At 71.2% G+C, this 18,357-nt stretch carries 16 protein-coding genes, 1 tRNA gene and 1 pseudogene; 3 read left to right on the top strand and 15 right to left on the bottom strand.

What is annotated here, in order from left to right; translation table 11 throughout:
• Positions 1 to 23: 23 nt before the first annotated feature.
• The 15 genes and pseudogenes from ACIRO3_RS16085 to ACIRO3_RS16015 form a co-directional block, all read right to left on the bottom strand.
• Positions 24 to 1,673: a long-chain fatty acid--CoA ligase gene (locus tag ACIRO3_RS16085; protein WP_404136885.1), complete on the bottom strand. Its 1,650-nt coding sequence runs from the start codon at positions 1,671 to 1,673 to the stop codon at positions 24 to 26.
• 176 nt (positions 1,674 to 1,849) lie between these two features.
• Positions 1,850 to 2,383, bottom strand: coding sequence for a SigE family RNA polymerase sigma factor (locus tag ACIRO3_RS16080; protein WP_404136882.1), 534 nt, complete (start codon positions 2,381 to 2,383; stop codon positions 1,850 to 1,852).
• Between the two features lie 146 nt (positions 2,384 to 2,529).
• Positions 2,530 to 3,696 (bottom strand): lipid-transfer protein, encoded by a 1,167-nt coding sequence (locus tag ACIRO3_RS16075; protein WP_404136879.1) that lies wholly within the window; start codon positions 3,694 to 3,696, stop codon positions 2,530 to 2,532.
• A complete protein-coding gene (locus tag ACIRO3_RS16070) occupies positions 3,693 to 4,082 on the bottom strand; it encodes a MaoC family dehydratase (RefSeq protein ID WP_361770860.1) in 390 nt (129 codons plus the stop codon). The genes ACIRO3_RS16075 and ACIRO3_RS16070 overlap by 4 nt, the downstream gene beginning before the upstream one ends.
• Positions 4,079 to 5,143 carry an acyl-CoA dehydrogenase family protein gene (locus ACIRO3_RS16065; protein ID WP_404136876.1) on the bottom strand — a complete coding sequence of 355 codons (1,065 nt, stop codon included), beginning with the start codon at positions 5,141 to 5,143 and terminating at the stop codon, positions 4,079 to 4,081. Before ACIRO3_RS16065 ends, ACIRO3_RS16070 begins: the two co-directional genes overlap by 4 nt.
• Before the next feature lies 1 nt (position 5,144).
• A complete protein-coding gene (locus ACIRO3_RS16060) occupies positions 5,145 to 6,122 on the bottom strand; it encodes a bifunctional MaoC family dehydratase N-terminal/OB-fold nucleic acid binding domain-containing protein (RefSeq protein ID WP_404136873.1) in 978 nt (325 codons plus the stop codon).
• 83 nt (positions 6,123 to 6,205) lie between these two features.
• On the bottom strand, positions 6,206 to 7,441 hold the full coding sequence (locus ACIRO3_RS16055; protein WP_404136870.1) for an acyl-CoA dehydrogenase family protein: 1,236 nt from the start codon (positions 7,439 to 7,441) through the stop codon (positions 6,206 to 6,208).
• A 249-nt stretch (positions 7,442 to 7,690) separates the two neighbouring features.
• Positions 7,691 to 8,001 (bottom strand): annotated as a pseudogene (locus tag ACIRO3_RS16050) (hypothetical protein).
• Between the two features lie 1,051 nt (positions 8,002 to 9,052).
• On the bottom strand, positions 9,053 to 9,472 hold the full coding sequence (locus tag ACIRO3_RS16045) for a DUF6344 domain-containing protein (RefSeq protein WP_404136867.1): 420 nt from the start codon (positions 9,470 to 9,472) through the stop codon (positions 9,053 to 9,055).
• 278 nt (positions 9,473 to 9,750) lie between these two features.
• Positions 9,751 to 9,837, bottom strand: a tRNA-Ser gene (locus ACIRO3_RS16040).
• 43 nt (positions 9,838 to 9,880) lie between these two features.
• Complete coding sequence (locus tag ACIRO3_RS16035; protein WP_404136864.1) at positions 9,881 to 10,831, bottom strand: trypsin-like serine peptidase; 951 nt, start codon at positions 10,829 to 10,831, stop codon at positions 9,881 to 9,883.
• 279 nt (positions 10,832 to 11,110) lie between these two features.
• Positions 11,111 to 12,163 carry a YeiH family protein gene (locus ACIRO3_RS16030; RefSeq protein ID WP_404136862.1) on the bottom strand — a complete coding sequence of 351 codons (1,053 nt, stop codon included), beginning with the start codon at positions 12,161 to 12,163 and terminating at the stop codon, positions 11,111 to 11,113.
• Entirely contained in the window at positions 12,163 to 12,717 is a 555-nt protein-coding gene (locus ACIRO3_RS16025) for a cysteine dioxygenase (protein ID WP_404136859.1), read from the bottom strand. Before ACIRO3_RS16025 ends, ACIRO3_RS16030 begins: the two co-directional genes overlap by 1 nt.
• A gap of 100 nt (positions 12,718 to 12,817) precedes the next feature.
• Positions 12,818 to 13,723, bottom strand: coding sequence for a LysR substrate-binding domain-containing protein (locus ACIRO3_RS16020; RefSeq protein ID WP_365997390.1), 906 nt, complete (start codon positions 13,721 to 13,723; stop codon positions 12,818 to 12,820).
• A 115-nt stretch (positions 13,724 to 13,838) separates the two neighbouring features.
• Entirely contained in the window at positions 13,839 to 15,359 is a 1,521-nt protein-coding gene (locus ACIRO3_RS16015) for a S1C family serine protease (RefSeq protein WP_404136856.1), read from the bottom strand.
• Positions 15,360 to 15,592: 233 nt separating this feature from the next.
• On the opposite strand from ACIRO3_RS16015, the gene ACIRO3_RS16010 reads away from it, so the two are divergent.
• The 3 genes from ACIRO3_RS16010 (at position 15,593) to ACIRO3_RS16000 (ending at position 18,221) form a co-directional block, all read left to right on the top strand.
• A complete protein-coding gene (locus ACIRO3_RS16010) occupies positions 15,593 to 16,393 on the top strand; it encodes a glycerophosphodiester phosphodiesterase (protein ID WP_365997388.1) in 801 nt (266 codons plus the stop codon).
• Between the two features lie 84 nt (positions 16,394 to 16,477).
• Positions 16,478 to 17,080, top strand: coding sequence for an ATP-binding protein (locus ACIRO3_RS16005; RefSeq protein ID WP_404136852.1), 603 nt, complete (start codon positions 16,478 to 16,480; stop codon positions 17,078 to 17,080).
• 154 nt (positions 17,081 to 17,234) lie between these two features.
• A complete protein-coding gene (locus tag ACIRO3_RS16000; protein ID WP_361770835.1) occupies positions 17,235 to 18,221 on the top strand; it encodes a DUF5926 family protein in 987 nt (328 codons plus the stop codon).
• The last annotated feature ends 136 nt before the right edge of the window (positions 18,222 to 18,357 follow it).

Here is an 18,357-nt window from a genome sequence, read left to right as displayed (position 1 = left end):
TCGTTCGCCGTCGCCGAGGGGCTCTAGCCGAGCCTGGTGACCTCCAGCGCTCCGTCCGCGTACTGCTTGCGGATCACCTTCTTGTCGAACTTGCCGACGCTCGTCTTCGGTACCGCCTCGACGAAGGCCCAGCGCTCCGGCAGCTGCCACTTGGCGATCGACTGGGCGAGGAAGGCGTGCAGCCCCGCGTAGTCGATGCTCGCGCCCTCGGTGCGGACGACCGTGGCCAGCGGACGCTCGCCCCACTTCTCGTCGGGGACGGCCACGACGGCCGCCTCGGCCACCTCCGGATGCGCCATCAGCGCGTTCTCCAGCTCGACGCTGGAGATCCACTCGCCGCCGGACTTGATGACGTCCTTGGCCCGGTCCGTCAAGGTGAGGAAGCCGTCGGCGCTGATCACGCCGACGTCGCCGGTCTTGAGCCAGCCGTCCGCGCTGAACTTGTCCTCGGGACGCAGCGGCTCACCGTCCGCGCCGCCGTAGTAGGCGCCCGCGATCCAGGTGCCGCGCACCTCCAGCTCCCCGGCCGACCGGCCGTCCCACGGCAGGTGGTCGCCGCCGGGGCCCACCAGGCGGCCTTCGACCCCCGCGGGGAAACGACCCTGGGTGATCCGGTACGGCCACTCCTCCTCGGCGGTCAGACCGGCCGGCGGGTGCGCCATCGTGCCGAGCGGCGAGGTCTCCGTCATGCCCCAGGCGTGACAGAGGCGGACGCCGAGCTTCTCGTACGCCTCCATGAGGGAGGGCGGACAGGCCGCGCCGCCGATCGTGACCTGCTTCATCGAGGTCAGGTCGCGCGGGTTGGCGGTCACCTCGGCGAGCAGCCCCTGCCAGATGGTGGGGACGGCCGCGGCGTGGGTGGGCCTCTCCCGCTCGATCATCTCGGCGAGCGGAGCGGGCTGCAGGAAGCGGTCCGGCATCAGCATGTTGATGCCGGTCATGAACGTGGCGTGCGGCAGCCCCCACGCGTTCACGTGGAACTGCGGAACGACGACGAGCGAGGTGTCCCGGTCCGTCAGACCCATCGACTCGGCCATGTTCACCTGCATCGAGTGCAGGTAGACGGAGCGGTGCGAGTAGATGACGCCCTTGGGGTCACCGGTGGTGCCGGAGGTGTAGCACATGGCCGCGGCCTGGCGTTCGTCCAGTTCGGGCCAGGCGTAGGTGTCCGGGCGGCCCGCCAGCAGCTCCTCGTACTCGTGCACGCGCACGTCGAGGCCGTCGAGCCCGGAGCGGTCCCCGATGCCCACGACCACGACGTGCTCGATGGTGGGCAGGTGCGGCAGCAGCGGGACCAGGAGGGGCAGCAGGGTGCCGTTGACCAGCACGACCCGGTCGGCCGCGTGGTTGACGATGAAGACCAGCTGCTCGGGGGGCAGTCGCAGGTTGAGCGTGTGCAGAACGGCGCCCATGGAGGGGATCGCGAAGTACGCCTCCACGTGCTCGGCGTTGTTCCACATGAGGGTCGCGACCCGGTCGTCCTGCCGGACGCCGAGTTCGTCGCGCAGGGCGTTGGCGAGGCGGGTGGCGCGGGTACCGATCTCGGCGAAGCTGCGACGATGCGGCTCGGCCTCCCCGGTCCAGGTCGTGACCTGGGACTTCCCGTGGATCGTCATCCCGTGCTGGAGTATGCGGGTGACGAGGAGCGGTACGTCCTGCATCGTGCTCAGCAAAGCGTCCTCCCGGTGAGCGCTGCGGCGCTGCGGCGGCTACGGATGCTGCCGATTCTGCGCACGTACCGGTCGGCATGTCACTACCTCACGGGTGGAAACCCTCGCGATGTTTCACGTGAAACAGCGCCCGGCGCCACGCGTCCCGTGTTTCACGTGAAACACGCTGGCAGGCGCCCTCATCGGACGACGGTGAGTTCCGGGTCCTCGCGCAGTTTGACCAGGGCGCGGGAGACCGCGCTCTTGACCGTGCCGACCGAGACCCCGAGCAGCTCGGCGGTCTGCGCCTCGCTCAGGTCCTCGTAGTAACGGAGCACCACCATCGCCCGTTGCCGGTCGGGCAGCCGGGTCACCGCGCGCCACATGGCGTCGCGCAGGGCCTGGGCCTCCGCGGGGTCGGTGGCCGGCGGCTCCTCGCTCTCCGGAAGCTCGTCGCAGACGAACTCGTCCACCTTGCGCTTGCGCCACTGGGAGGTGCGGGTGTTGACCAGCGCCCGCCGTACGTAGCCGTCGAGGGCCCGGTGGTCCTCGATGCGGTCCCAGGCCACGTACGTCTTGGCCAGGGCCGTCTGCAGCAGGTCCTCGGCGTCGCAGGGGTTGGCGGTGAGGGAGCGCGCGGTGCGCATCAGGACCGAGCCGCGGGTCCGGACGTACGCCGAGAACGACGGGTACGACGTCGGATTCGAGGCGAGTGTGCACACAGGCGTGGTCATGGCTCCACGCTAGGAGCGGAGCGGGCTCCCCGGATCGGCCGCAGGTGCCGAAGCGGGGTCCATCTCAGGTTGTAGGGCCGTGCCGTGCCCCACCTCCTGAAGGTGGAGGAGGCGGCGCCCGCCCTCGGCCGCCCCCGGGCGCCCCCTCAGCCGTCGGAGCCGAGGATCAGGGCGGAGGTCGGAACCCCGGTGCCGGCGGTGACCAGGGTGTGCGCGGCGCCCGGAACCTGGTTGACGGAGGTGCCCCGCAGCTGACGGACGGCCTCCGCGATGCCGTTCATCCCGTGCAGGTACGCCTCGCCGAGCTGGCCGCCGTGGGTGTTCAGCGGCAGCGCGTCGGCGGCCACGAAATCGGCGGCCTCCCCGGGGGCGCAGAAGCCGAACTCCTCCAGTTGCATGAGCACGAACGGGGTGAAGTGGTCGTAGAGGATCCCGACGTCGATGTCCGAGGGGCGCAAGCCGCTGGTCCGCCACAGTTGGCGGGCGACCACGTTCATCTCGGGGAGCCCGGTGAGGTCGTCGCGATGGAAGGAGGTCATGGCCTCCTGGCGTCGACCGGCGCCCTGGGCCGCGGCGGTGATCACGGCGGGCTTGCGGCGCAGGTGACGGGCCCGCTCGGTGGTGGTGACGACGATCGCCTGTCCGCCGTCCGTCTCCTGGCAGCAGTCCAACAGGCGCAGCGGTTCGACGATCCACCGCGAGGCGGCGTGATCGGCGAGGGTGATGGGCTTGCCGTGGAAGTACGCGGCGGGATTGTTGGCGGCGTGCCGGCGGTCGGTGACCGCGACGTGACCGAAGGCCTCGGGGGTCAGGTTGTAGGTGTGCAGGTAGCGCTGGGCGGCCATCGCCACCCAGGAGGCCGGGGTCAGCAGCCCCCACGGAAGCGACCAGCCCAGTGCCGCGCCTTCCGCCGAGGGCTCGCGCTGCTGGACGCCGGAGCCGAAGCGGCGGCCGGAGCGTTCGTTGAAGGCCCGGTAGCAGACCACGACCTCGGCGACGCCGGTGGCGACGGCGAGGGCGGCCTGCTGGACGGTGGCACAGGCCGCTCCGCCCCCGTAGTGGATGCGCGAGAAGAAGGACAGGTCCCCGATGCCGGCCGCCTGCGCGACGGTGATCTCGGGACTGGTGTCCATGGTGAAGGTGACCATGCCGTCGACGTCGGCGGGGCTCAGTCCGGCGTCGTCGAGGGCGGAGTGCACGGCCTCCACGGCCAGCTTCAGTTCGCTGCGGCCGGAGTCCTTGGAGAACTCGGTCGCGCCGATGCCGACGATGGCGGCGCGACCACCGAGACCGTCGCGGGTACGGACGCTCATGCCGTGGCCCCCAGGGTGACGGTGACGGTGCCCGTGACGTGCAGGCCGACGCCGTTGGCCCCGACGACGCGGAGCTCCGCGGTGTCCCCGTCGCGGGCGACGACGGTCGCGGTGAGGGTCATGGTGTCGCCGGGGTGGTTGGGGGCGCCGAGCCGGATCGCCACCTTGCGCAGTACCGCGGACGGCCCGAGGTGGTCGGTGACGTACCGGCCGACCAGGCCGTTGGTCGTCAGGATGTTCATGAAGATGTCCGGGGAGCCCTTCTCGCGCGCGAGCTCCGCGTCGTGGTGCACGTCCTGGTAGTCGCGGGAGGCGATCGCACCCGCGACGATCAGCGTGCGGGTGACCGGGATCTCCAGCGGCGGCAGCGTGTCGCCGACGTTCATGCGTCGTCCCCCTCGGGTGTCGCGGCGCCGGCGGTCACCGGGTCCGAAACGAGCGCGCCCAGCTCGGCGAGCAGTTCGCTGCCGCAGCCCAGGTACGCGTCCAGTTGGCGCCCCCACAGGAAGTGCCGGTGTACGGGGTGGTCCAGGTCGGCGCCCATGCCGCCGTGCAGGTGCTGGCCCGCGTGAACGACCCGCTTGCCCGCCTCCGACGCCCACCAGGCCGCCGTGAGCGCGTGTTCGCGCGCCGGCAGGCCCGTGTCGAGTCGCCATGCCGCCTCGTAGGCGGTGACCCGGATCGCCTCGGTGTCCATGTACGCGTCGGCCGCGCGCAGCATGACCCCCTGGTTGGTGGAGAGCGGCCGGCCGAACTGTTCCCGGGTGGAGGTGTACTCGACGGCCCGGGCCAACGACCCGGCGCAGACGCCCGCCTGGAGGCCCGCGAAGGCGGTGCGTGCGGCGGACAGCACCTCGTCGTGGGCCCGCGGACCGCCGAGCCGCTCTCCCCGGGCGCCGGTCAGCGTCAGCGCGCCGGCCGCCCAGGGCGCGGTCGTCTCCACCGCCGAGATCGCCACGCCGGGCGCGTCCGTCGCCACGAACCACAGCGACCCGTTCGCGTCCGGCACCAGGACGTGCGTCGCGTCGCGCAGCCAGGGCACGGCCGGAGCGGTTCCGGTGAGCCGGCCGTCGGGGGCGGCGGTGATCCGGCCGCGTCCCGGGAAGGCGCCGGTGGCCACCGCCTCTCCGGTTCCCAGGGCGGGCAGCAGGCGCGCGCGCTGCTCGGGACTGCCGTGGCGGGCCACGGCGAGGACCCCGTACGCGCAAGTGGCGGCGTACGGAACCTGCGCGGTCGTGCGGCCCTGCTCCTCCAGCAGCAGCACCAGACCGAGCAGACCGACCTCCTCGACGGCGGCGATCAGCCCGGCCGCGGTCAGGGCCTTCCAGAGTTCGGCGTCGCTGTCGGTGCCGGCGGCGGCTAGGCGTTCGTGGGTGGCGAGGTCCCGGAAGATCCGCGCGGCGAGACCGACGGCGGCGGACTGCTCCTCGGTGGGGTGGAAGTCCATGTCAGCCGGCCTCCGCCCGGAAGACGGGGAGTTCGAGCGTGTCGTCGACGCGCAGGAACTCCAGTCGGACGGGCAGGCCGATGCGGACCTTGTCGTACGGGACGCCGGTGATGTTGCTGATCATCCGTACTCCCTCGGCGAGTTCGACGAGCGCGACCGCGTACGGGGGATCGAAGGCCGGGAAGGGCGGGTGGTGCATCACCACGTACGAGAAGACCGTGCCGGCGCCGCTCGCCGGGACGGTGTCCCAGTCGGGGGAGGCGCAGGCGTTGCAGCCCGGGAGCCAGGGGAAACGGAGGGTCGAGCAGGCCGTGCAGCGCTGGATCAGCAGGGTGTGGTCCCGGACGCCGTCCCAGAACCCCTGGTTGTCGCGGTTGATCACGGGGCGGGGGCGGGCGGGGCGGCTGGAGTGGCCTTCGTGGCGCGGCCGGGCGGGCTGCTTCGCCGACCCGGGCCGCTTCGGGGCGGGGGCGTACTTGAGGATGCGAAAGCGATGGGTCCCGGCGGGTTGGCCGTTCGCGTGGACGTCCATCCGGGTCGTCACGAAGTACCCCGTGCCCAGCTTGGTCGTCTTGCGCGCGGACACCGACTCGATGACGGCGTCGAAGGTGACGCGGTCGCCGGGGCGCAGCGGACGGAGGTACTCCTGCTCGCAGTCGGTCGCCACCACGGAGGTACAGCCCACGCCGTCGAGCAGCAGGAGGAGCTCGTCGTAGGCGGAGGAACGGTCGGTGTGCCCGGAGAGCCCGCCCATCGTCCAGGCCTGCAGCATGGTGGGTGGGGCGATGGCGTCCGGTCCGGTGTAGGCGGGGTTGGTGTCCCCCATCGCCTCGCACCAATGGCGGATCATCGGCTCGTTGACCTTGTCCTTGGCCCGGCCCCCGGTGGCGGCGGGCTTCCCCTCGAAGGCCGTCAGCCGGGAGTGGAACCGGGCTTCCGCCGCCTCTGCCTCTGCCTCTGGCTCTGGCTCCGATTCCACTCCTGTCCGTATGTCTTCCCGCGCCGCTGCCCGTGTCGGGGCGTGCGGGGGCGTGTCCACCGTCCCCTCGGCTCCGTCGGCCGTCATCGCTTCCTTCCCTTCATGCCGAGCCGCATCATGGCGACGATCTCCCGCTGGACCTCGCTGACCCCGCCGCCGAAGGTGTTGATCTGGGCGGCCCGGTTCAGGCGCTCCAACTCGCCCCCGGCGAAGGCCGAGGGCCCCCGGATCAGCGCCTCCTCACCGACGACCTCCTGGCACATCCGGTACACCTCGACGGTCGACTCGGTACCGAGGAACTTCACCCCGCTCGCGTCGCCCGGGGCCAGGTCGCCGCTGCCCACGTCCTGGACCAGCCGCCAGTTGAGGAGGCGTACGGCGGCCAGCCGGGCGTGCGCCTCGGCGAGGCGGGAACGCACCCAGGGGCGGTCGGCGGGGCGTTCGCCGGTGACCGGATCGGGGGTCCTGGCGTGCGCGAGGGCCTGGTCGTAGAAGTCCTCCGCCTGCATGCCGATGGCGGCCAGGGCCACGCGTTCGTGGTTGAGCTGGTTCGTGATCAGGCCCCAACCGCCGTGCTCGGGGCCGACCAGGTTGCCGGCGGGAACCCTGATCGAGTCGTAGTACGTGGCCGTGGTGGTGAGGCCACCGACGGTGTCGATGGGGGTCCAGACGAAGCCGGGGGCGTCGGTGGGAACCAGGATGATCGAGATGCCCTTGTGTTTGGGGGCGTCGGGATCGGTGCGGCAGGCGAGCCAGATCCAGTCGGCGTTCTGGGCGTTGGACGTGAAGATCTTCTGACCGTCGATGATCCAGTCGGTGTCGCCGGCGTCACTGCTGCCACGGCGATCGCTGTCATCGCTGTCGTCTCGCTTGGCGTCTCGTTTGGAGTCTCGTTTGGCGTCTGCGGCGCGTACGGCGCGGGTGCGGAGCGAGGCGAGGTCGGTGCCGGCTTCGGGCTCCGAGTAGCCGATGGCGAAGACGACCTCCCCGGCGAGGATCCGGGGGAGGAAGTAGTCCTTCTGCTCCCGGGTGCCGTACTTCATCAGGGTCGGGCCGACCGTGTTGAGCGTGACCATGGAGACGGGGGCACCGGCCCGGTAGGCCTCGTCGAAGAAGACGAACTGCTCGTCGGGGCCCCTGGCTTGGCCTCCGTACTCGACGGGCCAGCCGAGGCCGAGCAGCCCGTCGGCGCCGATCCGGCGCAACAGGGCACGCTGCGCGGCCGGATCCCCGGGGAGCCCGTCCGGCATCAGGTTTCCGAAGTACTCCCTCACTTCGGCGCGGAGCCGAAACTGGCCTTCGGTCGGGGCGAGGTGCACGGCTCGGGCCTCCCGGCGTCACATCAACGAGGAAACCTGACTGTCCGTCAGATTCACTGTGGATGTCAAGGTCCACCGGGGAACCGCCGAAGCGGCAGCGAGTGCCCGGCGCGCCCGGCCGGCACCCCGGCCCCGAAACGCCCGAGGGCGCCCGCGCTACCGGACCCCAGCCGGTCCGGTCACGCAGACGCCCTCAACACTCATCGCGGCTCATCGCCGCCATCGCGGCTCAGGCCGCATTCGCAACGATCAGAACAAGGGGAAGAAATTCACCGCCAGGTTCGCGTTGTGCTGCTCGATAGCGGTGAAGGCCGACCCGTTGACCTGCGCCGTGTTGTTCTGGTTGGACGCGCCGGAGCCGGTGGCGACCTGCTGCGACGTGGAGGAGTTGCCGTTGTTGTTGCCACCCACGCCGCTGCCGATGATGCTCGCGACGCTCGCATTCGATCCGTCGTTCGCGAACGAGCCGTTGTCAGCCGTGGCACCCCGCCGAACAAGGCGACGGCGAGCGGGAGAGCGGCGACGGCGGCGATGACGCGGGCGGTACGGATGCTTGCCATGTCTTTATCCTCCAGAAAACCGAAGTGGGCTTCACACCAGGGCAGTTGGCCGACCGACCCGGTCATTACGCGTGGTGACGACGTCGCGACATCAGAGTTGCCCACCGAATCCCCGGCGAACCACCCCGGAGCCGGTGATTCCCCCGCAAGCATGAGCAACATCGGATAAACCCCATTCGCGCCCCGAGCGCCCCAGGTCAGCGACCCCCCGCCGCCCGAAACCCCTGCGACACCAGTGCGGAATCGTTCCGCCAAACCACCGCACCCTGGACATGCCAAAACGGGCCGCGCCGTTCGGGAGTCCCACTGCCCCCCGGGTCCGCGAACCTGTGTCACCTGGCGACGCCAAGCTCTGCGCCCCCTGCACGCCCCCGGCGCCCGCCGGGGTGAATCCATCCGCGCCCCGCTCGGGGGCACGTCATGGCGCGATCCGCGGTCGCATACCGACCGGGCTCCAGCGCCTACCGTTCCACGTGCTGTTGCCGTACCACCGCGCCGGATGCGGTCGTGCCGCGGCGCTCGGGCCACCGCGCTGACACTCCGTCGCGCCGTCGTGTTGTCGTTCGCCGTGTGGTGCGTCCTGCCGTTCGACCTCGGGGCCGCACTCCGCACAGCCTTGCCGCCGGCACGAGATCGGTGCCGTACCACCCTGCTGCCTTGCGGCGTCGGCGCGCTGCCGCCGTCCTGCCTTGGCGACGCTCGTCCGTACCGCCGACTTCACGGGCTGCCGCCCTGGCCTCTCGGCGTCTCGCCGAATGGCCGCGCTGCCGTATCACCGTGCTGCCGTGCGCCTGTGCTGCCGTGCTGCTGTGCTGCCGTGCGCCTGTGCTGCTGTGCTCCTGTACCGATGTACTTCTGTGCTGACCTGATGCTGTGCTGCCACATCGCTGTGTCGTACTGCCGTACTGCCCTACCGCTGCATTGCCGTACTGCTTCGCTGATCCGTCTGCCCGGCGTAGGCGCGTACGCCTGTCCCTCCGGGCGGTTGCCGTTCCGTACCCACGATGCCCGCGGTTCCTACCAGGGCCACGTGGTCGCGCAAGCACGACTACTACGCCGCGAGCGCCATGCCCCGGGCGGCGGTTCCGGCAGAGGTGGCCGCGGCGACCGCGGTGACGGGTGCGACAGGGGCGAGCGGGGTGACACCGTCGACGGGGCTGACAGCGGTCCCGGCGTTCCCGGCGGCGAGGGCGGTGGTCGAGCGACGAACGGACGGGGTCTTGCCGTGCGCCTCGGCGCGGATCCGCTGCTTGATGGTGGGCGGGAGCGAACCTCCCCGCATCATCGCCCGCCACGTCCGCCGGGCCATCACGGCCGGCCGGCGCACGGTGGCGGTCGGGGCCTCCGGAGCGGAGACGGTGGCGGGGGCGGCCGGGGCCACCTTGGCGCCGAGACCGAGGGCGGCGAAGAGTGCCACGAGTGCGGCGAGGACGGCGGTCCAGATGGACGTGACGCTGCTGCGGTGTGCCATGACGGGTTGCCTCATTTCGCGATGTTCCGACGGGCCGATCTGAATACATTCGCCATGATGTGTGCGCAACCGGAGCGCCTCCACCACGCGCGCCGATCTTCCGACAAACACCACTCGGAAGGCCTAGACCGCCCTTTACAGCCTGCGAATCGCGCAGGTGGGAGGCCCTTGCGGCGACGGCACATCGCAGCCGTGGGAACACGGGAAACCAGGGGGCGGATGAGCCGGAAGACGCGAACGACCCCTGACCGGAACACTCGTCAGGGGTCGTTCACCGGCGGTGGGTGTGGGATTTGAACCCACGGTGACATCGCTGCCACGACGGTTTTCAAGACCGTTCCCTTAGGCCGCTCGGGCAACCCACCTGGTCGGTACAGAGTACCGGGCGGTGGGGGTGTGCGGGGCTGGTCAGGCGGTTTGTGCCTGGTCGTACGCCGCCTTGGCCTCATTTCCGAAGTACGGGCCGAACATCCGGTTCGGCAGGAAGGTGTATCCGAAGCTGTTCACCGAGACCTGCGTGCCGAGGCCGGTCGCCTCGTTGAAGTCCTGGAACCAGGGGCCTCCGCTGGAGCCGCCGGTCATGTTGCAGGCCAGCCCGTGGTCCTTGGTCAGCAGGAAGTCCTTGCTGCTGTTGCCACTGCAGTAGACGAGCTTGGTGCCGTCGTATGGAGCGGCGGCGGGGAAGCCGAAGGAGTACATCCTCTTGTTGTAGCCCCCGTTGAACAGGATTCCCTGGGCCCCGACGACCTGGCTCAGCTTCTGGCCGTTCAGCGGGGCGACCACGGCCAGGCCGACGTCCATGTTCATGTCCTCGCTCGCCGCCCACTGCGCCGTGGCGAAGGTGCGCGTCGCCGACCACTGGCCGAAGGGCGCGCTGCCGTTGTCGTACGCCGGGACGAAGACCCAGTTGGTGTGCCAGGCGCCCTGGTACTTCACGCAGTGCCCGGCGGTGATGACGGTGCTCCCGTTGGCGCCGGCGATCGAGTCACCGGAGCAGGACGCCGTCCGGTCGCCCATGGTGAAGAACACCCGCCCGGACGTCTTCACCACGGCCCCGCCGCCGGTCCACGCGCCGCCCGCCTGCGGGAACGCGGTGGGTGAGGCGGGAGCGGCCATGGGGGCCACACGGGTGGGTCGGTCCGCCGGGGAGGGCGCCGTACGCATGCTCCCCGGCGTCGCCGTGACGTCCAGCGGGACGGCGGACCGCATGCGCTCCGCGGTCCAGAAACCCTGGCTGTGCTGCTGTCGGAACGAGACGGGGGCGTCGGCGGCGACCGACGGCGTCGCCGCGGTCAGTGCGCCGGCCAGCAGGGCGCCCGCGGCCAACAGAACCGATAGGGCCGTGCGATGACGATTCACGCAGGACTCCTTCTGCCGTGCCCGGCCTGTCGGGTCCGGGCAGGGTGGGGGTGAAGAGTTTCCGGTGCGGATCGGATGCAGGGTTGCACGGGCCGTATGAGATGTCAGGCACCGGTCGGAACGTTCGGTCGGTTCCGGCCAGGAAATGGCCAACTCCCCTCCGTTCCCCGGTACCCGAAGCCAGCCGGCACCCGAAATCTCGGGCCGGGAGCCCGGAGCTGAGGGCCCGGAGCTGAGGGCCCGGAGCTGAGGGCCCGGAGCCCGGAGCTGAGGGCCCGGTCAAAGCGTGAGCAGGACGCCCGCGTACGAGGCCCCGGCGACCACCGCCCAGGCTCCGAGCCCCAGGAGCGCAGCCCGTCCGCCGGTCCGGGCCAGGGTCGGCAGGTGTACGGCGCTGCCCAGGCCGAACAGTGCCGCCGCCAGCAGCGCCTCCTGCGCGGTGTGCGCCCACTCCAGCGCCGCGTCGGGCAGCACGTTCGTCGCCCTGAGCGCGGCGGCGGCGAGGAACCCGGCGACGAACAGGGGCACCGGGGCCGGCCGGCGTCCCGAGGCCGTACGCACTCCGCGCCGCCGGGCCCGTACGGAGAAGGCCACCGCGGCGACGAGCGGGGCCAGCAGCGCCACCCGCATCAGTTTCACCAGGACCGCTTCGCCCAGGGCGTCGGGACCCGCCGTCTGGGCCGTCGCCACGACCTGGCCGACATCGTGGACGCTCGCGCCCACCCAGCGCCCGAAGGCGAGGTCGGACAGCGCCAACGGATCCTGGAGGAGCGGGAGTACCGCGATGGCCATCGTTCCGCAGAGGGTGACCAGGGCCACCGACGAGGCCACGTCCTCCTCGTCGCTGCCGGAGACCTGACTGACGGCTCCGATGGCCGAGGCCCCGCAAATCGAGTACCCGGTCGCGATCAACAGCGGCTGATCACCGGGGAGTCCGAGCCGCCGACCCAACCAAAGGGTCCCGAGGAAGGTGGCCGCGACCACCCCGGTCACCATGGCGACGGTCGCCCAGCCCAGCCCGAGCACCTGGTCCAGGCCGAGACCGAGCCCCAGCAGGACGATGCCGATCCGCATCAGGCGGCGGCCCGCCAGGGAGAGACCCGCCCGCGCGGGACCCCGTACGACGGTCCGCAGACGCGGGAGGTGGGCGACCGCGATGCCGAGCACCACCGCCGCGGTCAGCATCGGTACGGCCGGCGCCAACCGGTGGACGCACCAGGCCACGAGGGCGCCCCCGACGGCCAGCCCCAACCCGGGCCAGGGGGAGGCTGTTTCACGTGAAACATCGCGCGCCCGCCCGGGTCGGTGGACGGGGCGGTGCAACAGCGCCATCAGTCGGTCGGGAGGGTGTAGACGCGGCGAACGCTGCTGCCCAGGCGGGAGACGTCCGCGCCGTAGACGTGGAGGGATATCGCCGTCGTACGACAGGAGTTGCGGACCTGGTGGATGTCCCCGGGCGGGGCGAACCCGCAGACGTCCCCCTGGCCGTTGACCACCTCCTCGGTGGGCACCAGCCGGGCGCCGTGCGTACCCGCCGCCGGGGCGAGCCGGTAGCGGCGCTCGCTCTCCGCGCCCTGGTGGACGCCGGCCACGCACCACGAGACGTGATCGTGGATAGACGTCTCCTGCCCGGGCAGCCACACCAGTGCCACCACCGAGAAGCTGCCGTCGGGCTCCGCGTGCAGGATGTGCTGCCGGTACCGATCCGCATGCCCCTCGCACTGTTCGGGGGCGAGCAGATCGGACGTACCCAGGTGCGGGGCGAGCCGCTCGCCGACCAGGTACGCGGTCAGGTCGGGGGCGAGCCCGCGCTCCACTACCGTACGGATCTCGCTGACGAGGGCGGCCATCCTCGCGGTCGTTCGGGCCGGCGTGGTGGTGGTCATACGGGCAGCGTCGAACAGCCCACCGATCACGTCCAACGACAGTTTTCACCCGAAATCCCAAGCTCTGCTTATGGGTTGGCTCGGGCGTTCGCGCCGGCGGTCAGCAGCCGATCCGGTTCGACGCCACCCGCTTCAGCTCGTCCAACACCACGGCCGTCGCGGGAATCCTCAGGTGGTCCCGGTACACGTACGCGGAGATGTGGCGGCGGGCGGCAGGCTGGAGGGCCCGACCGCAGACCCGGGTGAGGGCCAGCGACGGCAGGACGAGCGCGGGCATCATCGCGACGCCCAGGCCCTGCGCGACGAGGCTCTGGACCACCAGGTTGTCGTCGGTCGCGAACCGGATGTCGGGGACGAAGCCGAGTTCCGCGCACTCGTGCAGCAGGTTCGCCCTGCAGCGGGGGCAACCGGCGATCCACCGCTCCTCGGCCAGGTCGGCCAGGTGTACGGCCCGGCGCCGGGCCAGCGGATGGCCGGTCGGCAGGAGCACCGTCAGCTGGTCCTCCAGCAGCCTGACCTCGTCGACCTCCTCCGGAACCTCCTCGCGCAGGCCGGGGTAGGTGAAGGCCAGCGTGATGTCGCACTCGCCGCGTTGCAGCCTGCGCAGCGATTCCGGCGGCTCCCCCTCCAGCAGTTCGACCTGGATGCCCGGATGGGACGAGGCCAGCCCGCTGAGCGCTTCCGGAACGAGGGTGACATTGGCGCTGGGAAACCCGCAGACCCGGACCCGGCCGGTGCTCAGACGCGCGTACGCCTTCAGTTGGGCCTCGGCGGCGGAGAGGCTGCCGAGAATGGAGTCGGCGTGTTTGGCCAGGGACCGGCCGGCCTCGGTGAGTTGCATCGTGCGGCCGATACGAGTGAACAGCGGCGTGCCGACGGCCCGTTCGAGGGCCTTCATCTGTTGGGTGATCGCGGGCTGGGTGTATCCGAGGGCCCGCGCGGCGGCCGAGTACGAACCGGAGGCGACCACTTCATGGAATGTCCGTATGTGCCGGGAATCGAACACCAGCAAAGCATAAGCGGACGTTGGGAGGGGCCGCAGGCGTAATCGCGCCTGCGGCCCCTCTCCATCAAGCCGGCGTCCAGCACCTGTCGAGCAGGTCCGGGCCCGGTCGTGGGTGCTACTTGTCCCCGGTCCGCGAGCCGAGGGTGATGTCCACGGTGCTCGGCTTGCCGCCGCGCAGGTAGGTCAGCTTCACCGTGTCGCCCGGCTTGTACGTCCAGATCTCGCTGATCAGGGTCGGGCCGCTGTCGATCGGCTTGTCGCCGAGCTGGGTGATGATGTCGCCGGGCTTGAGGCCCGCCTTGCCCGCCGGCCCGTTCGGGTCGACCAGTTCGTTGGCGGGGGCGCCGGACTCGGAGATCTTGGCGCCCTCCGTCTTGGCCTGGAGGTCGACGGAGACCGAGATCACCGGGTAGACCGGCTTGCCCGTCTTGATCAGCGACTGGGCGACGTTCTTCGCCTGGTTGATCGGGATGGCGAAACCGAGGCCGATCGATCCGGCCTGACCGCCGCCGAAGCCGCCGTTTCCGGCCGACTGGATCGCCGAGTTGATGCCGATGACCGCGCCGCGGCCGTCGAGGAGCGGGCCGCCGGAGTTGCCGGGGTTGATCGAGGCGTCCGTCTGCAGCGCGCTCATGTACGAGTTCTTGCCGCTGGAGCCGTCTCCGGAGGCCACGGGGCGGTTCTTGGCACTGACGATGCCGGTGGTGACCGTGTTGGACAGGCCGAAGGGGGCGCCGATCGCGATGGTGGAGTCTCCGACGGCCACCTTGTCGGAGTCGCCCAGGGCCAGCGGCTTGAGGCCGGCCGGCGGGTTCTTCAGCTTGAGCACGGCCACGTCGTAGCCCTCGGCCCGGCCGATGACCTCGGCCTCGAACCGCTTGCCGTTGGAGAAGGTCGCGGAGAGCTTGCCGCCGTTGGCGGCGGAGGCCACCACGTGGTTGTTGGTGAGGATGTGGCCCTGCTCGTCGTAGACGAAGCCGGTGCCCGTGCCGCCCTCGCCGTCACCGGCCTTCGCCTCGATGGTCACCACGCTCGGCAGTGCCCCCGCCGCCAGGCCGGCGACGGAGCCCGACTCACGCTTGAGGTCCTTCGGGGTGCTGGCGCTGATGGTGGTGGAGCCCGAGCCGTCGTGCGAGCGCTCCGAGGCCCAGTAACCGATGCCGCCGCCGACACCGCCCGCGATGAGGGCGGCCGCGAGCACACCCGCGATCAGGCCGCCCCTGCCCTTGGGCTTGGGCGGGGGGCCGTCCGTGGTCAGGGGCACGCCCCAGCCGCCACCGCCGTGGCCGCCGTCGGCGTACGCGGGCACCGTGGGCGGCGGCGGGGGCCAGCCCTCGGCGCCGTGGGCGGCGGTCGGCGGCTGCGCGTAGGGCGGCGCCTGGGCGTATCCCTGGTCCTGGGCATAACCGGGGGCCTCAGGCCCGCCCGGGGTGTGCGGAAGCCGCTGCGTCGGCTCGGGACCAGGGGCGCCGACCGGGGGCGGCGGAGTGGCGGGAGCGGGGGGAGCGGCGTCGGCGGGCCGCGACGCTGTGGGCTCGGCGGCCGGGCCGGGGGTGGAGGCGGGCACGGGCGCAGGCGGTGCGGAAGGGGCCGCGGGGGGCGTCTGGGCCGCGGTGCCCTCGTTCTCGGTGCTCACAGCGCTCTCTCCTCGTCACAAACACGGCTTCTGGTTCTTGAATATCTGGCGATACCGGTCCGACTGAACGTTCGACGTGCCGCACAAGTTCCAGTGCAAAGCCTTTCCCATGACCCGTCAGAGCACTGTAAGCCGGACCTGTGCGTCTCCCCCCATCCTTTATCCCCGGCATTTCGGGCGCATCCGCAAGCTCGCCACGCCGTGGGGGGCCGCCTCGGTGGCACCATGACCCCGTGACCCACGCAACGCCGCTCCCCATCCAGGTCGTCGCCCACCGCGGTGCCTCGGAGGACGCCCCCGAGCACACCCTGGCCGCGTACCGGAAGGCCATGGAGGACGGGGCCGACGCCCTCGAATGTGACATCCGGCTCACGGCCGACGGCCATCTGGTCCTGGTGCACGACCGCCGGGTGAACCGGACCTCCAACGGCCGCGGCGCGGTGTCCGCCCTGGAGCTGGCCGATCTCGCGGCCCTCGACTTCGGCTCCTGGAAGGACCGCGAGGAGTCGCCGGACTGGGACGCCGATCCCGAGCGCACCTCCGTGCTCACCCTGGAGCGGCTGCTGGAACTGATCTCCGACGCGGGGCGGCCCGTACAGCTGGCGATCGAGACGAAGCACCCGACCCGCTGGGCCGGACAGGTGGAGGAGCGGCTCCTCTTCCTCCTCAAACGCTTCGGACTGGACGCCCCGCCCGCCGAGGGACCGCACCCGGTCCGCGTCATGAGCTTCTCCGCGCGTTCGCTGCACCGGGTGCGGGCGGCCGCGCCGACGATCCCGACCGTGTACCTGATGCAGTTCATCTCCCCGCGCCTGCGGGACGGCAGGCTGCCGGCCGGCGTGAGCATCGCCGGCCCCGGGATGCGCATCGTGCGCAACCATCCCGGCTACATCCGCAAGCTCCAGGCGGCGGGACATTCGGTGCACGTATGGACCGTGAACGAACCCTCGGACGTTCAGCTCTGCGCTGACCTGGGTGTAGAAGCGATCATCACGAACAGACCCCGCCAGGTTCTGTCACAGCTGGGGCGCTGACGTCCCGATTTGCCCACCCGCCACGGGCGTCCCATCCGTCACAGGGTGTGCCCCGGCGCATCCGCTCCGCAATTGTCGTCGTGAATGCGCCAGAGGGCTCTTCATGAACGGTTTCCGGTCCAGGCCATTGGGGCATCCAGACCTTGGCGTGGGGCTAAGGAGGTTCCGGGGGTGGCGTTGGTGATGGCACATGAAGTGCCCACGTCGTCGTGCGTGGACGTACGCCATGGTCCTGCGGGCGTGGGCGAGGCGAGGCGCCGCATGCGCGAACACCTGCGCATCGGCGGACTGTCCGAATCGGTCGTGGACGATGCCGTACTCATCCTTTCCGAACTGCTCAGCAATGCCTGCCGGCACGGCCGGCCGCTGGGCTCGCGGGAAGTCGGAGACGGGGAGATACGCGCCGCGTGGCGCGTCGACAGGGCAGGACGACTGACCGTCGAGGTCACGGATGGCGGCGGGCCCACCCGCCCGGTCCCCTCCACACCGTCGGTCACCGCGCGCGGCGGCCGGGGGCTGAACATCATCAGCGCGCTGGCCCAGGACTGGGGCGTCCGGGACGGAGCGGGGGGTGAGGTCACCGTATGGGTGGTCGTTGCCTGTGGGACCCGGCACGAGGATTTCGCTACGCGCGTCACTGCCCCGGCGATCGACTTCGGCACGTCCTTCGACGACTTGGACCACTGAGGCCCCGGGAGTCCCGTCCCACGTCGGATCGGAACGGCCGTCGGGAGCGCACGCCGACCGCGCTCCCGGCCGCACCCCACAGGTTCGGGCGGTGTGAACGGCTAGGCTCGCGCCCAGAAAACCGCCGTACCGCCGCAACCGGGAGACACCCACGATGGCAAAGAAGCGCCCCGCCGCGAAGAACGCGAAGTCGCAGCGCACGCCGCAGCTCAACAACGGGGAGATCCCCGTGGTGGGTGCCCGCGAGCCCTGTCCCTGCGGATCCGGGCGCCGCTACAAGGCCTGCCACGGCGCCGCCGCCGCGCACGCCGTGACCGAGCACGTGCGGCGCCCCTTCGAGGGCCTGCCCGGCGAGTGCGACTGGGTCGCCCTGCGCGAGCTGGTGCCCGCCGCGACCATCCCGCTGACCCTCAAGGGCGGCCTGCCCGAGGGCGTCCCCTCGGTCACGCTGGTGACCGTACTGCCGATGGCCTGGCCGGCCCTGCGCCGCGAGGACGGTTCCGTCCTCCTCGGCCTGCAGAACGACTCGACCACCGGGGACCTCGCCCGGGACATGGCCGACACCCTGGAGCGCGCGCTGGTGGCGGAGCCGGGTACTCCGGTCCCCGCCCGCCGGGTTCCGGCCGAGGGTCCGCGACTTCAGGATCTCCTGGACACGGACAGCGTTTTCGAGCCGGTTGTCCACAGTGGCTTCGAATTCTGGATTCCGGATGCGGAGAACGCCCAGAACGCCTCTCCGGAGATCGCCGCCTCGCTGGAACGCGCCAACGCCGCCGCCATTCCCACCGTCAAGCTGGCCGGCGTGGACGCGGCCTACTGGTGCGAGACGCCGGACAAGAACCACCTGCGCTGGGTCATGCCGCACCCCGAGGAGAAGCTGCTCGACGCGCTGGCACGACTGCACGCGGCCGGCACCTCCTCCCTCGGTGAAGGCACCAAGCTCGTCGGTTCCTTCCGCGCCCACGGCCTGATGGTTCCCGTCTGGGACCTGCCCACCGGCGTCTCGGCCGACGATGTCGAGAAGCCCGCCGCGGAACTCGCGGAGCGCCTGGCCGCGGCCCTCGCCACGGACGCGCCCCTGACCACGGAGGAGCGTCGGGCGCGCGCCGGCCTCACGAACCGCCAGGTGACGCTCAGCTGACCACCGCGCGTCCGCAGGGCCGGTGACTGGGGTCACAACTCCCGCTAATCGCCTGCAAATCCGTGTCCGAATATCAGAGATCGAATTTGCGAACAGGCGATCTCTTGTTACCGTTCTTGTAGCCCGGTCGCTGGTG

Origin of the sequence: Streptomyces sp. NPDC102278 (genome assembly GCF_044766345.1) — a bacterium.
GTDB lineage: Bacteria > Actinomycetota > Actinomycetes > Streptomycetales > Streptomycetaceae > Streptomyces.
This window is presented reverse-complemented; position numbering and strand designations above follow the sequence as displayed.

What these genes read in the sequence shown, in the direction of transcription:
- ACIRO3_RS16080 (WP_404136882.1), bottom strand. Translation starts at nt 2,383, where the DNA reads ATGACCACGCCTGTGTGCACACTCGCCTCGAATCCGACGTCGTACCCG.
- ACIRO3_RS16075 (WP_404136879.1), bottom strand. Translation starts at nt 3,696, where the DNA reads ATGAGCGTCCGTACCCGCGACGGTCTCGGTGGTCGCGCCGCCATCGTC.
- ACIRO3_RS16070 (WP_361770860.1), bottom strand. Translation starts at nt 4,082, where the DNA reads ATGAACGTCGGCGACACGCTGCCGCCGCTGGAGATCCCGGTCACCCGC.
- ACIRO3_RS16065 (WP_404136876.1), bottom strand. Translation starts at nt 5,143, where the DNA reads ATGGACTTCCACCCCACCGAGGAGCAGTCCGCCGCCGTCGGTCTCGCC.
- ACIRO3_RS16045 (WP_404136867.1), bottom strand. Translation starts at nt 9,472, where the DNA reads ATGGCACACCGCAGCAGCGTCACGTCCATCTGGACCGCCGTCCTCGCC.
- ACIRO3_RS16030 (WP_404136862.1), bottom strand. Translation starts at nt 12,163, where the DNA reads ATGGCGCTGTTGCACCGCCCCGTCCACCGACCCGGGCGGGCGCGCGAT.
- ACIRO3_RS16025 (WP_404136859.1), bottom strand. Translation starts at nt 12,717, where the DNA reads ATGACCACCACCACGCCGGCCCGAACGACCGCGAGGATGGCCGCCCTC.
- ACIRO3_RS16005 (WP_404136852.1), top strand. Translation starts at nt 16,478, where the DNA reads ATGCGCCAGAGGGCTCTTCATGAACGGTTTCCGGTCCAGGCCATTGGG.
- ACIRO3_RS16000 (WP_361770835.1), top strand. Translation starts at nt 17,235, where the DNA reads ATGGCAAAGAAGCGCCCCGCCGCGAAGAACGCGAAGTCGCAGCGCACG.